General features: G+C 64.5%; 14 protein-coding genes. 12 read left to right on the plus strand and 2 right to left on the minus strand.

The genetic code is table 11. The features are described from left to right. Positions 1 to 102: 102 nt before the first annotated feature. The 3 genes from NKJ17_RS26850 to NKJ17_RS26860 all read left to right on the plus strand — a co-directional run bounded on the left by NKJ17_RS26850 (position 103) and on the right by NKJ17_RS26860 (position 2,266). Positions 103 to 1,092, plus strand: coding sequence for a helix-turn-helix domain-containing protein (locus NKJ17_RS26850; protein WP_352690881.1), 990 nt, complete (start codon positions 103 to 105; stop codon positions 1,090 to 1,092). A gap of 188 nt (positions 1,093 to 1,280) precedes the next feature. Continuing rightward, positions 1,281 to 1,760 (plus strand): type II RES/Xre toxin-antitoxin system antitoxin, encoded by a 480-nt coding sequence (parS, locus tag NKJ17_RS26855; RefSeq protein WP_302896769.1) that lies wholly within the window; start codon positions 1,281 to 1,283, stop codon positions 1,758 to 1,760. Continuing rightward, complete coding sequence (locus tag NKJ17_RS26860) at positions 1,757 to 2,266, plus strand: RES family NAD+ phosphorylase (protein ID WP_352690883.1); 510 nt, start codon at positions 1,757 to 1,759, stop codon at positions 2,264 to 2,266. Before parS ends, NKJ17_RS26860 begins: the two co-directional genes overlap by 4 nt. Before the next feature lie 58 nt (positions 2,267 to 2,324). Here the strand turns inward: NKJ17_RS26860 and NKJ17_RS26865 are convergent, their stop codons facing one another. Beyond that, on the minus strand, positions 2,325 to 2,882 hold the full coding sequence (locus NKJ17_RS26865) for a sugar O-acetyltransferase (RefSeq protein WP_352690885.1): 558 nt from the start codon (positions 2,880 to 2,882) through the stop codon (positions 2,325 to 2,327). A gap of 147 nt (positions 2,883 to 3,029) precedes the next feature. On the opposite strand from NKJ17_RS26865, the gene NKJ17_RS26870 reads away from it, so the two are divergent. The 5 genes from NKJ17_RS26870 (at position 3,030) to NKJ17_RS26890 (ending at position 9,439) form a co-directional block, all read left to right on the plus strand. Then, complete coding sequence (locus NKJ17_RS26870) at positions 3,030 to 3,491, plus strand: DUF4126 domain-containing protein (RefSeq protein ID WP_352690887.1); 462 nt, start codon at positions 3,030 to 3,032, stop codon at positions 3,489 to 3,491. Continuing rightward, entirely contained in the window at positions 3,488 to 4,864 is a 1,377-nt protein-coding gene (locus NKJ17_RS26875) for an FAD-containing oxidoreductase (RefSeq protein WP_352690889.1), read from the plus strand. Before NKJ17_RS26870 ends, NKJ17_RS26875 begins: the two co-directional genes overlap by 4 nt. Before the next feature lie 130 nt (positions 4,865 to 4,994). After that, positions 4,995 to 6,062: a M14 family metallopeptidase gene (locus tag NKJ17_RS26880; protein ID WP_352690890.1), complete on the plus strand. Its 1,068-nt coding sequence runs from the start codon at positions 4,995 to 4,997 to the stop codon at positions 6,060 to 6,062. 225 nt (positions 6,063 to 6,287) lie between these two features. Continuing rightward, a complete protein-coding gene (locus tag NKJ17_RS26885) occupies positions 6,288 to 8,477 on the plus strand; it encodes an anthranilate synthase (protein WP_352690892.1) in 2,190 nt (729 codons plus the stop codon). Positions 8,478 to 8,509: 32 nt separating this feature from the next. Beyond that, a complete protein-coding gene (locus NKJ17_RS26890) occupies positions 8,510 to 9,439 on the plus strand; it encodes a cation diffusion facilitator family transporter (protein WP_502906572.1) in 930 nt (309 codons plus the stop codon). A 224-nt stretch (positions 9,440 to 9,663) separates the two neighbouring features. On the opposite strand, the gene NKJ17_RS26895 is transcribed toward NKJ17_RS26890, so the two are convergent. Further along, positions 9,664 to 10,764, minus strand: a complete 1,101-nt coding sequence (locus NKJ17_RS26895) for a hypothetical protein (protein ID WP_352690893.1) — start codon at positions 10,762 to 10,764, stop codon at positions 9,664 to 9,666. A 102-nt stretch (positions 10,765 to 10,866) separates the two neighbouring features. On the opposite strand from NKJ17_RS26895, the gene NKJ17_RS26900 reads away from it, so the two are divergent. The 4 genes from NKJ17_RS26900 to NKJ17_RS26915 all read left to right on the plus strand — a co-directional run bounded on the left by NKJ17_RS26900 (position 10,867) and on the right by NKJ17_RS26915 (position 14,001). Next, on the plus strand, positions 10,867 to 11,319 hold the full coding sequence (locus tag NKJ17_RS26900; protein ID WP_352690895.1) for a DsrE family protein: 453 nt from the start codon (positions 10,867 to 10,869) through the stop codon (positions 11,317 to 11,319). Positions 11,320 to 11,482: 163 nt separating this feature from the next. After that, positions 11,483 to 12,280, plus strand: a complete 798-nt coding sequence (locus tag NKJ17_RS26905) for an SDR family NAD(P)-dependent oxidoreductase (protein ID WP_352690897.1) — start codon at positions 11,483 to 11,485, stop codon at positions 12,278 to 12,280. Positions 12,281 to 12,329: 49 nt separating this feature from the next. After that, positions 12,330 to 12,635: a putative quinol monooxygenase gene (locus tag NKJ17_RS26910; RefSeq protein ID WP_352508987.1), complete on the plus strand. Its 306-nt coding sequence runs from the start codon at positions 12,330 to 12,332 to the stop codon at positions 12,633 to 12,635. Between the two features lie 277 nt (positions 12,636 to 12,912). Further along, positions 12,913 to 14,001, plus strand: a complete 1,089-nt coding sequence (locus NKJ17_RS26915; protein ID WP_352690899.1) for an AbrB family transcriptional regulator — start codon at positions 12,913 to 12,915, stop codon at positions 13,999 to 14,001. The last annotated feature ends 2 nt before the right edge of the window (positions 14,002 to 14,003 follow it).

The raw sequence follows: 14,003 nt of genomic DNA on the forward strand, positions 1-14,003 counted from the left end.
AATGGGTGGACGATAAGCTCGGCGCCGGATCGCAAAAAGTGTCCCAATTGACATTATTCGAAAGAATTGGGACAATCGGCCTCGCCCGTTGCTGGAGCTCCCATGACCGATCCTGCCGTTGCCGCCATCGCCTTCGATGGCATCAGCCCGTTTCATCTCTCCGTGCCGTGTCTCGTGTTCGGCGCGGATCGCACGGAGCTCGGCCTGCCGCGCTTCGACTTCCGGGTCTGCGCGATTGAGGACGGGCCGATCCGCACCGATGCCGGGCTGACCATCAGCGTCCCGCACGGGCTTTCCGCGCTCGATGACGCCGACATCGTCATCGTGCCAAGCTGGAAGGATCTCGGGAGCTCGCCTCCAGCGGTATTGATCGACGCGTTGCTTGGCGCGCACGAGCGCGGCGCGCTGATCGTCGGATTGTGCTTGGGAACGTTCGCTGTTGCGGCGACCGGACTGCTTTCGGGGCGGCGAGCGGCGACGCACTGGGCCTACGCGGATCAGCTGCAGGAACTCTATCCCGACATTCTCGTCGAACCGGAAGTGCTCTACATCGACAATGGCGATGTCGTGACATCCGCCGGCGTCGCCGCCGGGCTCGACTGCTGCCTGCACGTCGTGCGGGCTCGTTACGGCGCGGAGGCGGCACTTCGCCTGGCTCGGCAGATCGTGCTTTCTCCGCATAGGCAGGGCGGGCAGGCTCAATTCATCGAACGTCCCATCGCCAGGACCGGCATTGCGGACCGCTTCACCCAGGCTCTCGAAGCGGTGCGCAAAACCCTGGGTGAGCCGCACAGTCTGGACAGCGTTGCCGGTCACGCCGGCCTCACCCGCCGGACGTTCACGCGCCGTTTCCAGAAAACGATCGGCACCAGTTTCGGTGACTGGCTGACCGACCAGCGCGTCCAGCTGGCGCAGCGGCTGCTGGAAGCAACGGAAAAATCGATGGACACGGTTGCCTTCGAGGCCGGTTTCGGCAGCGCCACCTCGCTGCGCCAGCATTTCGCGGCGCGGCTCAGAACCTCGCCGGCGCAGTACCGGCGCGAATTCTCGAAGAGTGCTCAGGCGGAGCGCGTGGCGCACATGCCGAGGTGAAATTCGGCTCGCGCTCGATCCCAGGGCAATCGCTTCAGTGCCGATGTTGGACTGCCATCTGGCCCGAGCAGGCTATCTTTTTTTCTCGAAGCGATTGCCCTGCTCTCGATCCTGTCGTGCTTGAAAGGCTCTGCGTCATCTGTCATATATTAAAGCGACAGATGACGCGAAGAGGGCTCGCCGTAGCGATGGCATTGGAAAAGGCTGCGCCAGCAGCAAAAAACAATGAACTTCAGAAGGTGGCGAAATTGCTAGGCGGCAGCCGCATTCTGGCAAGGCGCCTCAGCAGCGCTCTAGATGCCCACGAGTTGCTTCTGCACGGCCTGCCGGCTTCAGCGCTGGACCATCTTATCGGGCAACTCGTCTTCATCCAGAAGACCGATTCGCTGGAGAAGGCCGTCGGCATGAGCCTGCGCACCTACCAGCGCCGCAAGGATGCTCCTTCCAAGCCTCTCAGTCAGGACCAGAGCGGACGAACCTGGAAGTTCGCGGAGATCCTGTCGAAAGCGACCGACGTGTTCGGTTCGCAGGTGGAGGCAGAGCAATGGCTGGAGCGCCCGGCGATTGGGCTCGACCAGCGTCGTCCAATCGACCTTCTGGCGACACCGGCGGGGATCGAGCTTGTAGAAGACTATCTGGAACGGCTTGAATATGGCGTTTATGCATGACGCCGCTGCCGGCGGCGCTTGGTGGCTCCGACCTCATCGGATGGCGCCTCGATCAAGCCGCGTTTGCGCCTGCATGGGATAGCGGCGAGGGCGCATACAGGGTGGGCGGACGCTGGAACAGCAAGGGCGTACGCGCCGTCTACTGCTCGATCGATCCGTCGACTGCGATCCTCGAAGTCGCGGTCCATAAGGGCTTCAGGGCGCTCGACACGATTGCGCATGTGATGACGGCAGCGATCGTCAGCGATGTCGCGGATGTGCATATCGTCGACCCCGCCGCCGTGCCCGACCCCAATTGGTTGCGCCCGGGCATCCCGAGCTCCGGACAACAGGCGTTTGGCGACGATCTTCTGCAACGGCACCGGTTTGTTGTGATTCCGAGCGCCGTATCGCAGCATAGCTGGAACCTGATCTTCGACGCGAGCCTCGCCAGAGGGGCATACGCCATGAAGACGCAGGAGGCGTTTGCGCTCGACACACGGTTGCATCCACCTCCGGCCAAGTGACACAGCCGCCCCCATGTCCATCAAAACGACGACATGACCGGCGACAGAAGCACGGTGCTCAGCTGTTGCTGATTATCCGTGCCGGATTACCAACCACCGTGGTGTTCGCCGTCACGTCGCGCGTCACCACGGCACCGGCGCCGACGATGGCGCCGTCGCCTATCCTGACCCCGCCGAGGATGATGGCACTGCCGCCGATCCAGGCATTGTCGCCGATCTCGACGGGCTTGGCGATTTCCAGCCCTGCCTGCCGCCCAGCAGTCTCCTTGTGGTGCTCGGCGCAATAGATCTGCACATTGGGGCCGAGCAGCGTTCCCTTGCCGATGCGCACTGGCGCCGTGTCGAGGATGGTGCAGCCGGCATTGAGGAAGACGCGGTCGCCGAGAAAGATGTTGAAGCCATAGGCACAGTGGAACTGCGCTTCGATCCGGGCGCCCTCGCCCGCAGCGCCGAGCAGCGTCCGCAATCCAGGCCCGATATCGCCACGCTGCCGCGGTGGCAGGCTGTTGTGCTCGAACACCGCGTCGCGCGACGTAATGCGCAGCGCCTCCAGTTCCGGATCGAGGCAGCAATACCACTCGCCCGCCGCCATTTTCGTGCGTTCGCTCGCCGTCATGGCCGCAACTCCAGTTTCAACTTTGCCAAAGCACAAGTGGTGAAAATACGGAAGCGCCGGCGGCGACACCACCTCTGGTCAAATACCCGACCTATGGTAGCTTGCCCTCTCGGACCTGTCCCAAGCCGGCCGTCGAGGGAATCGATCATGCTGTACATTCTTGCACTCCTGATTGGCATCGTTGCCGGGCTTCGCGCTATGACTGCGCCCGCCGCGGTCGCCTGGGGCGCCTGGCTTGGCTGGTTACCGGTCGCCGGCACCTGGGCGAGCTTCATGGGCCACTGGATCGCCGTCGGCATCTTCACCATCCTGGCCATCGCCGAGCTGGTCACCGACCAGCTGCCATCGACGCCGAGCCGCAAGGTGCCGCAGCAATTCGGCACGCGCATCGTCCTGGGCGCGTTCACCGGCGCGGTGATCGGCGCCACGGACGGCGCCACCATAGGCGGCCTGATCGCCGGCGCCGTTGGTGCGGTGATCGGCACGCTGGGCGGCGCCGAGGCGCGCAAACGCCTGGCCACCGCCTTCGGTAAGGACCCGCCCGCCGCCTTCATCGAGGACGCGGTGGCGATCGTCGGCGGGCTTCTGATCGTGGCGGCGGTGGCATGATGGCAAAGACATTCGATGCCATCATCGTCGGTGCCGGGCAGGCCGGCCCGCCGCTCGCCGGCCGGCTGAATGCGGCCGGCATGAGCGTGGCGCTGATCGAGCGAAAGCTGGTCGGCGGCACTTGCGTCAACACCGGCTGCACGCCGACCAAGACGATGGTGGCAAGCGCCTATGCCGCGCATCTCGCCCGCTCCGCCGCGGATTACGGGGTGACGCTCTCCGGTCCCGTCGGCGTAAACTACAAGGCAATCAAAGCGCGCAAGGACAAGGTCTCCAACGACGCCCGCGGCAATCTCGAAGACTGGATTGCCGGCATGGACAAATGCACGCTCTATCGCGGCCATGCGCGCTTCGTAAGTGCCAACACGGTGCGCGTCGGCGACGATCTGCTGAGCGCCGAAAAGATATTCCTCAACACCGGCGGGCGCGCCTCCGTGCCCGACCTGCCCGGCATCGACGGCATTTCTTACCTGACCAACTCGTCGATGATGGATCTCGACGAGCTGCCGCGCCATCTCATCGTCGTCGGCGGCAGCTATGTCTCGCTCGAATTCGCGCAGATGTTCCGCCGCTTCGGTTCCGAAGTCACGGTGATCGAAAAAAGCCCGCGGCTGATCGGCCGCGAGGACGAGGACGTCTCCGACGCCATTTTGTCGATCCTCGAAAACGAAGCCATTGCCGTCCATCTCGGCGCCGACGACATCCGCTTCGCCAGGCGAGGCAACGAAATCGCCGTGACCTTCTCGCCAGGCAAGGCGGCTGCGGTCGGCTCGCATGTTCTGCTGGCGCTCGGCCGCACGCCAAACACCGACGATCTCGGCCTCGACAAAGCCGGCGTCGAGGTCGACAAACGCGGCTTCATCGTCGTCGACGACCAGTTGCGCACCAGCGTGCCCGGCATCTGGGCGATGGGCGACTGCAACGGCAAGGGCGCCTTCACCCACACCTCGTACAACGATTACGAGATCGTCGCCGCCAACCTGCTCGACAACGATCCGCGCAAGGTCAGCGACCGCATCGAGGCCTATGCGCTCTATATCGACCCACCACTCGGCCGCTGCGGCATGACCGAGACAGCGGTAAGGAAATCCGGCCGCCGCGCCCTGGTCGGCCAGCGACCAATGACCCGCGTCAGCCGTGCAGTCGAAAAAGGTGAGACGCAAGGCTTCATGAAGATCCTGGTCGATGCCGACACCAGGGAGATCCTCGGCTGTTCGGTGCTCGGCCCGGGCGGCGACGAGGCGGTGCACTGCGTGCTCGACCTGATGTATGCCAAGGCGCCGGTCAGCACGCTGGCGCGCGCCGTCCACATCCACCCGAACGTCTCGGAGCTTCTGCCGACCATCGCCCAGGAACTCAAGCCGCTGGTGTGAACCGGGCGTATCGCGCGACCCCACGCGCATCCCGCAGGGAGGCTCATTGCGCCCATAGCGCCGCTGGCTGGACCAATCGACAAGCACGCCGGCGACGGGCATGTCTTCCGAACTCTTGACGGAGGACAGCATGCAGAAATCCATCGAACGCATCGCCGGCGACAGCGAAGGCGTTTCCTACGAATTCCCCGTCTTCCGCTTCGCCGGGTCGGACAAGACGGCGCCTTCCGCCTATCTGCAGGCGGCGCTTCATGCCGGCGAATTGCCGGGCGTCGTCGCCATCGACACGCTGATACCGATGCTCAGCAAGGCGGAAGCCGAAGGCCGTGTCAGCGGCAATATCACCATCGTGCCCTGGGCCAATCCGATAGGCCGCGCGCAATATCTTTACGGTGACCATCAGGGCCGCTTCCATCTGGGCACGCGCACCAATTTCAATCGCGGCTTTCCGCGGCTCGCCGCGCCCGACGTCGCCCTGCTGCCGACGCACGGCACGGTCGACCAGCGGCTGAAAACGCGGCTGCTGCAGCTCTCCATCGGCCACGACATCGTGCTCGACCTGCATTGCGACGATGAGGGCCTCGCCTATCTATACGTCCACACCAGCCTGTGGCCGGCCATGGCGGATTGTGCAGCGGCCATGGGTGTGGATGCGGTGATGCTGTGGCACGAAGACGCCGACGGCACCTTCGAAGGCGCCTCGATCATGCCGTATCAGAACGCTCCAGCCGACGTGGCGCGCCTGGACCGGCGCGTCGCCACCACGGTCGAATATCGCGGCGTACTCGATGTTGACGGCGCGCTCGCCGGCGCCGATGCCGAAGGGCTCTACCGGCTGCTGGTGGCGCGCGGCGTCATCCAGGATCAGGCGCTGCCCGCGCCTGGCAGCTTCGTCGGGCCAAGTTGTTTTACCGGTATTGTCGCGCCGCTCGAAAACATCGAGATGATGCCGGCGCCCCGCTCGGGCGCGATCCTCTACGACGTGAAGCCGGGCGACCGCGTCACCAAGGGTGCGCGCCTTGCCACCATCGTCCACGCGCCCGGCGAGCCCGACGGCCGCACGGAAGTGTTGGCGCCGCAGGCGGGCCTCATCCTGACGCGGCGTTCCCGGCGCGTCATCCGCGCCGGCGAAGACCTCTTGAAGCTGGTCGGCGACAGGAAGAGCGCCGATGCAAGGTCCGGGACGCTGGAGGATTGAAGCCTTCATTTGAATCCAGTTGCGCGGCCGGCCAATCGCCGCTATGGGAATCGCCATGAACATGCGTTCGATCAAGACCATTTGGTGGTGGGCTCGCTGACAGCGGCCTGTTCGAACGCGTTCGCGTGACAATAGAGGGTGGCCGCAGCGGAATGTCCGGGCGGCCATTTGTTTTTTCAAGCCATTCCCGGGTCCGTTGCCCCAAAGACGCTGATGGAGACGGCAATGACGACGAAAATTCTGGAGAATGGCGCCGAGCGCTTCGTCACCGCGGGCGGCGTGGCGATTACCCGCCAGCGCCATGATCGGCCGTATGGCGGGGCGATCGATGGCTATGTCGACGGGCTGAATTCGCGCCGCGGCGCCGTGTTTTCCTCGAATTACGAATATCCCGGCCGCTATACGCGCTGGGACACCGCCATCATCGATCCGCCGATGGTGATCTCGGCACGCGGCCGCGCCATGCGCATCGAGGCGCTGAACCGTCGCGGCGAGGTGCTTTTGCCGGTAATCGGCACGGTGCTTGCCGGCCTTGACGATGTCACGATCGCCGAGACGTCGAACAAACTCGTCCGCCTCGAAGTCGCCAAGCCCGGCCGTGTCTTCACCGAGGAGGAACGCAGCCGCGTTCCCTCCGTCTTCACCGTGCTGCGTGCCATCACCGCCTTGTTCAAGACCGAGGAAGATGCCAATCTCGGCCTCTATGGCGCCTTCGGCTACGACCTCGCCTTCCAGTTCGATCCGGTCGACTACAAGCTCGAGCGCAAGCCAAGCCAACGCGATCTCGTGCTGTTCCTGCCCGACGAGATCCTCGTCGTCGACCACTATTCGACCAAGGCCTGGACCGACCGCTACGACTATTCCGGCGATGGCTTCTCGACCGAAGGCCTGCCGCGCGACGAAATCGTCGAGCCGTTCAGGACCGCCGACCGCATCCCGCCGCGCGGCGACCACGAGCCCGGCGAATATGCCAAGCTGGTGCGCAAGGCGATGAAGAGCTTTGAGCGCGGCGACCTGTTCGAAGTGGTGCCGGGGCAGATGTTCTACGAACGCTGCGAAACCCAGCCCTCCGAGATTTCCCGCAAGCTGAAGAGCATCAACCCTTCGCCCTATTCCTTCTTCATCAATCTCGGCGAGGGCGAATATCTCATCGGCGCCTCGCCGGAAATGTTCGTGCGCGTCAACGGCCGCCGCGTCGAGACCTGCCCGATCTCCGGTACCATCAAGCGCGGCGACGACGCCATCTCCGACAGCGAGCAGATCCTGAAGCTGCTCAATTCGAAGAAGGACGAATCCGAACTCACCATGTGCTCGGACGTCGACCGCAACGACAAGTCGAGGGTCTGCGAGCCGGGCTCGGTGCGCGTCATCGGCCGCCGCCAGATCGAGATGTATTCGCGCCTGATCCACACCGTCGACCACATTGAGGGGCGGCTGCGCGAAGGCATGGACGCCTTCGACGCCTTTCTGTCGCATGCCTGGGCCGTCACCGTTACCGGCGCACCGAAATTATGGGCAATGCGCTTCATCGAGCAGAACGAGAAGAGCCCGCGCGCCTGGTATGGCGGGGCGATCGGCATGGTCAACTTCAACGGTGACATGAACACCGGCCTGACGCTTCGCACCATTCGCATCAAGGACGGCATCGCCGAGGTGCGCGCCGGCGCCACGCTGCTCTTCGACAGCATTCCCGAGGAAGAAGAAGCCGAAACCGAACTGAAGGCATCCGCCATGCTCTCCGCCATCCGCGACGCCAAATCAGGCAATGCCGCCAGCACCGAACGCAGCACCGCGCGTGTCGGCGACGGCGTCAACATCCTCCTGGTCGATCACGAGGACAGTTTCGTCCATACGCTCGCCAACTATTTCCGCCAGACCGGCGCCAATGTCTCGACCGTGCGCACACCGGTGCCGGACGAGATCTTCGACCGGCTGAAGCCAAACCTGGTCGTGCTGTCGCCCGGTCCCGGCACACCGAAGGACTTCGACTGCGCCGCTACCATCAAGCGGGCCCGTGCACGCGACCTGCCGATCTTCGGCGTCTGCCTCGGGCTGCAGGCGCTGGCCGAGGCCTATGGCGGCGAGCTGCGCCAATTGCACATCCCGATGCACGGCAAGCCGTCGCGCATCCGCGTGTCGAAGCCGGGCATCATCTTCTCCGGCCTGCCCAAGGAGGTGACGGTCGGCCGCTACCATTCGATCTTCGCTGATCCGGTGCGGCTGCCCGATGGTTTTGTCGTCACCGCCGAGACCGAAGACGGCATCATCATGGCCTTCGAGCACCGCAAGGAGCCGATCGCCGCGGTGCAGTTCCACCCGGAGTCGATCATGACGCTCGGCCACAATGCCGGCATGCGCATCATCGAGAACATCGTCGCGCACCTGCCGCGCAAGGCCAAGGAAAAGGCCGCTTAATTTGAGGGCTCAGTGTTGGGATTTCTTCCCCAGTGACCGCGGTGGATAACAAAGCCGCCGCCAGGCAGAAGGTCGCCAGCCTCGCCTTCTGGTCGATCGTCGTCGCCTTCGTCGTGCTCGGCCTGAAGCTGGTGGCCTGGTACGTCACCGGTTCGGTTGCGCTTTATTCGGACGCGCTGGAATCGATCGTCAACGTCATTGCCTCGGCGGCCGCCTATTGGGCGATCCAGGTCAGCTACAAGCCGGCCGACCAGGACCATCCGTTCGGCCACCACAAGGCCGAGTATTTCTCGGCCGTCCTGGAAGGCGTGCTGATCGTCCTTGCCGCGCTGCTCATCCTCAACGAGGTCTGGTGGTCCTGGCAGCATCCCGCCCCGCTCGAACAGCCGTGGACCGGCCTTGCCATTAACGGCGTCGCAACGGTCATCAACGCCGTCTGGGCCTTGACGCTTATCCGCACCGGACGACGTGAAAAATCACCGGCGCTCGTCGCCGACGGCAAGCATATCATGACCGACGTGGCGACCTCGGTCGGTGTGTTCATCGGCCTGGTCGGCGCCGTGCTGACCGGCTGGCAGGTTCTCGATCCGGCTCTTGCGGTGATCGTCGCGCTCAACATCCTGTGGCAGGGCTGGCACGTCATCGGCTCGTCGATGAACGGACTGATGGACCGCGCCGTCGATACCCAGGAACATATCCGTATCCGCGACATCATCTCGGCCAATTGCAAGGGCGCGCTCGAGGTCCACGACCTGAAGACGCGCATCGCCGGCCGCGCCACCTTCATCGAGTTCCACTTGGTCGTCGACGCCGACATGTCGGTCGGCGCCAGCCACGTCATTTGCGATCGCATCGAAGACGCGCTGAAGGCCGAAATCCCTTCCGTGCGGGTCATCATCCATGTCGAACCCGACGACGAGGCGAAACTGCCCAAGGGCACGACGGCCGTGCCCTTCGCGTGAGGTGGCGTCGCAAAGAGAACATCGCTCAGTCGTGATCCTTCGCGCCCCCCTCTGTCCTGCCGGACATCTCCCCCTCTAGTGGGGAGATTGGATGTCGCTTCGGGCTTCGCCAATCTCCAACGACAAGCGCTGTCGGCGAAGCTGCCGATCTCCCCCCTTGAGGAGGAGATGTCCGGCAGGACAGAGGGGGGCGCTGTCCCGCCGGCGTCGCGGTTCTCAACTGCTCAAAGCCCGCAGGCAGCCTGCGGCATCGGCTGCAGCCGGTAGACCTTGTCGTCGGACATTGTGTCGCCTGCCGCCGCCTTCGAGCACAGGTCGACGATCGGCAGGCCGCTGTTCGGGTTGGCCAGCATCATCGTGCCGTTGGCGCCGCGGCGAAGGAAGACCTCCTTTTGCGCGATATCGCAGGAGGCAGCACCCGTCTTCGCGCTCGCCGCGCAGCGCCATTGGTCGCCCTCGCCCTGGCAGTTGTAGGCCTGCGTGACCTTGGCCGATTTCTGCCGCGTGGTAACCGAAACGGCGATGTCGGCGCCGCTTGGCCAATTGGCCGGATCGCCCTCCTTGGCGAAAGACGCCAGCTCGACCGGTCCGCGGAAAACCCTGATCGACTGGGTCAGCTGATCGGGATGCGAGCCGAGATGCGCGGCGTCGTAGTCGCGTCCGTAGCAGAAGGCCTGGTCCGGCTTCAGTCGCTCGCGCAATGGCGGGCCAAGGGCCGGGTCGATCGGGTCGATGCGCGCGAACTCCGCCTTGCAGGTGGCGGCTGGCATCGGGTCGAGCCTGAAGCCGTTGTCGTCCTTGCCCAGCGCCTGCCTTTCGTACTCCGCCTTGCCGAGCTCGTCTTCCGAGCCGGCGTCGAGATAGAGGTCGGGCTGCACGTCCGAGACAATCAGCCGGCCTTTGTCGTCGACCTTCAGCGAAGCCATGGTGCGATCGCAGTCCATGCCGCAGCGGATCGGGCCGGTCTTGCCATCCTCCGACTCATGGCTGCACCAGCCACCGAACCATTCCGGAGCCTCGGCGCCGCGCACCGTCGTCGCCATGAAGCCATTGTAGGAGGAATCGATGCCGGCGCTTGGCTCCTCGTTCGGCCGGCTGACCGGGTCGCGGCCGTAATAGAAGAAGATGCGCGTCACCTTCTGCTGCGGATGCGACTTGAGATGCGCGGCGTCGTAGACGCGGCCGAAGCAGGCGTCTTTGCCGTCGGGGCTGAGCTCGGTGAGTTTGAGCGTCTCATCGGCGAAAGCAGCGCCGGCGACGGCGGCAAGCAAGGCAACCCCAACTCCGGCGCCCACAATGGTCCCCATTATGGTCCTTGACGTCATGCTACCCCTCCATTGCCCCGACAAGACGTCGCGTCAATTTATGCTAGGATCGCGGCCGAGGCCACGCAATTTGCGCCGGCCGGCCAAATGGGAGATGAAGCCATGCGACGCCGCGATATTTTCCGTGTCGGTCTTGCCGGAGTTGCCGGGCTTTTCGGGCTGCGCCCGACCAAGGCGGCAGCCATTGAAGTCAAGGCCGTCGAAGAGGAAAGGCAAAAGGTCGCCTATCACCTCAGCGACCTCGACAAGGTCAATTTCGTGCTCGCCAACATCAAGAACCACTTCGAAGGCACCGACGGCAAGGTCGACATCGCGCTCGTCGTGCACGGCCCGGCACTTGCCGCCTTCAAGTCGAAGGGCATATCCGCCGCCATTTCCGGGCGGTTCGCCGGCCTTGTCCAGGACGGGCTCAGCCCGCACGCTTGCGCCAACACCATGCACGGCATGGATATCGGCCTGGCCGACCTGCTCGACGGCTTCCATGCAGCCGACAGGGGTGGCGTCGTCAAGCTCGCCGAATTGCAACGCCAGGGCTACGCCTATCTCAGGCCATAGGGCAATTCCAGGAAAAGTGTGAAAACGGTTTTCCGTCCGGAATTGCGTCAAGACAAAGAGGGAGCGGTCGTGAAACAGTGAACCGCTCTAAACTTTTACGGACTTGAATGCGAGGACTGCGAGGGCCTACGAAGAGCAGGCAGAGTCCCCCGGAGGAATAGACGTGCCAGCCACCACCACCCTTGTCAGCCCCTCTCTGGTCATCCCCGACCTTGCCGGAAAGGCGGTGCTGGTCACCGGCGCCTCGACCGGCATCGGCGCGGCGCTTGCACTTGCCTACGCCGCGCAGAAATGCCGCGTCGCGCTGCACTACAATTCGAGCCGTACGGCTGCCGAAAACCTGGCCGCGACCATTCGCAACGGCGGCGGCGACGTGTTCCTCGCCCAGGGCGATTTCTCGATCCCTGCCGATGTCGAGCGCGTTGTCGAGGACAGTGCGCAACATTTCGGCCGGCTCGACGGCCTCGTCAACAATGCCGGCGGCATGCTCGGCCGCGTGCCCTATGCCGAGCAGACCGAAGCGCATTACGACGCGGTGATGGACCTCAACGCGCGCTCCGTGCTGACGGCTTCGCGCAAGGCGATCCCATGGCTGAAGCGGCAGGGCGGCTTCATCGTCAACACCTCCTCGATCGCCGCACGCAACGGCGCCGGTGGCGGCGCCGGCCTTTACGGCTCGGCCAAGGCCTTCGTCTCCAATGTGACCCGCGGCATGGCCAAGGAGCTGATCGGCTTCAACATCCGCGTCAACGCAGTGGCGCCCGGCACCATCGCCACCCCTTTCCACGAACGCTACTCGACCGACGACCAGATGAAAGGCATGATCGCCACCATCCCGCAGGGCCGCGCCGGCACGGCCGAGGACTGCGTCGGCGCCTATCTGTTCCTCTCCTCCGATCTGTTGAGCGGCTACATCACCGGCCAGGTGATCGAGGTCAATGGCGGGCAGTTGATGCCGTAGACGGCGACCTGCATACTCCTGGTTGCGTCATCTCAACGGAGCAAAGCGAATGTACGGACTGATCGGCAAGATGCGGGCGATGCGCGGCCAGCGTGACGCAATGATGGATATCCTGCTCGCCAGCACCGGCGCCATGCCCGGCTGCCTGAACTACATCATTGCCACCGACCCGGCCGATGCCGACGCGATCTGGGTGACCGAAGTGTGGACTGACGCCGAAAGCCACAAAGCTTCGCTGCAGCTGCCCGAAGTCCAGGCGGCAATCGCCAAGGCACGGCCGATCATCGCCGGGTTCGAGTTCCAGGTGGAGACGCATCCTGTTGGCGGGTTCGGCTTGCCAGTGAAGGCGGAATAGTGGGAGAGGCCGGCGGGACAGCGCCCCCCTCTGGCCTGCCGGCCATCTCCCCCTCAAGTGGGGAGATTGTCCGTCATCTCGGCTTTCGCCAATCGCCAAACGCCACAGGAATGAGCGGGGCCCTGGAACAGCCGATCTCCCCCCTCGTGGGGGAGATGTCCGGCAGGACAGAGGGGGGCGCGAAGGATCGCCACAGAAGCCGTAGTGCAGTCGTCACCTAAGGCCAACCCCGCAAAAAGGGTTCGCATTTTTTCGCGGCCGGTCTAAGAGCCCATCTATGGATTCTTCCTCAAACCCGCCGGCCATCGAGCACCTGGCGCGGATCCACAAGGCCTGGCAGTGGCCCGTCCTGGTGGTGGTCTCGGTGCTGTTTGCCGGCGCGCTGGAACTCGCCGCCCTGCCGGCCGCGCTCTTGATCGGACCGATGCTGGCGGCCATCGTCGCCGGCACCAACGGCGCCACGGTGCGCGTGCCGCGGGTTCTGTTCGGCTCAGCCCAGGCGGTCGTCGGCTGCCTGGTCGCCAGTTCCATCTCGGCCGATATCTTTCCCGTCTTCTACAAGGAATGGCCGCTGTTCCTTGGGGTCGTGATGGCGACGGTCGCGGCACCCAGCCTGCTCGGCTGGCTGATCAGCCGCTGGCGCATCCTGCCCGGCACCACCGCGGTCTGGGGCTCGTCGCCGGGCGCCGCCACCGCCATGGTGCTGATGGCCGATGCGTTCGGCGCCGACCAGCGCCTCGTCGCCTTCATGCTTTATCTGCGCGCAATCTGCGTCTCGATGACGGCAGCCCTGGTGGCCAAGCTCTGGGTCGACACCTCGGGCATCGAGGTGCCGGCCATCGTCTGGTTCCCACCGGTCGACCCGCAAGGCTTAGCCGCGACTTTCGGCGTGGCGCTGGTTGGCGGCCTCGCCGGCAAGATTTTCCGGCTGCCGTCGCCGTTCTTCCTCGGCACCTTCATTTTCGGCACCGTGATCCATCTTGGGCTCGGCGTGACCATGCAGTTGCCGCCCTGGCTGCTTGCCTTGAGCTATACGACGATCGGCTGGAGCATCGGCCTGAATTTCACCAGGGCCATTTTGCGCCACGCGGCCCGCGCGCTGCCGCAGATCGTCGGCTCGATCATTGCCCTGATCGGCTTTTGCGGCGGCCTCGCCTTCCTGATCAGCCGCCTGCTCGGCATCGATCCGCTGACCGCCTATCTGGCAACCAGCCCGGGCGGCATGGACAGCGTCGCCATCATCGCCGCCGCCGCGCAGCATGTCGACATATCCTTCGTCATGGCGCTGCAATCGGCACGCTTCCTGATCGTGCTTCTGGTCGGCCCAAGCGTGGCGCGGCTGGTGGCGAGAAGCCTGCGGGAGTAAAG

It is taken from the genome of Mesorhizobium sp. M0208, assembly GCF_040322015.1.
GTDB lineage: Bacteria > Pseudomonadota > Alphaproteobacteria > Rhizobiales > Rhizobiaceae > Mesorhizobium.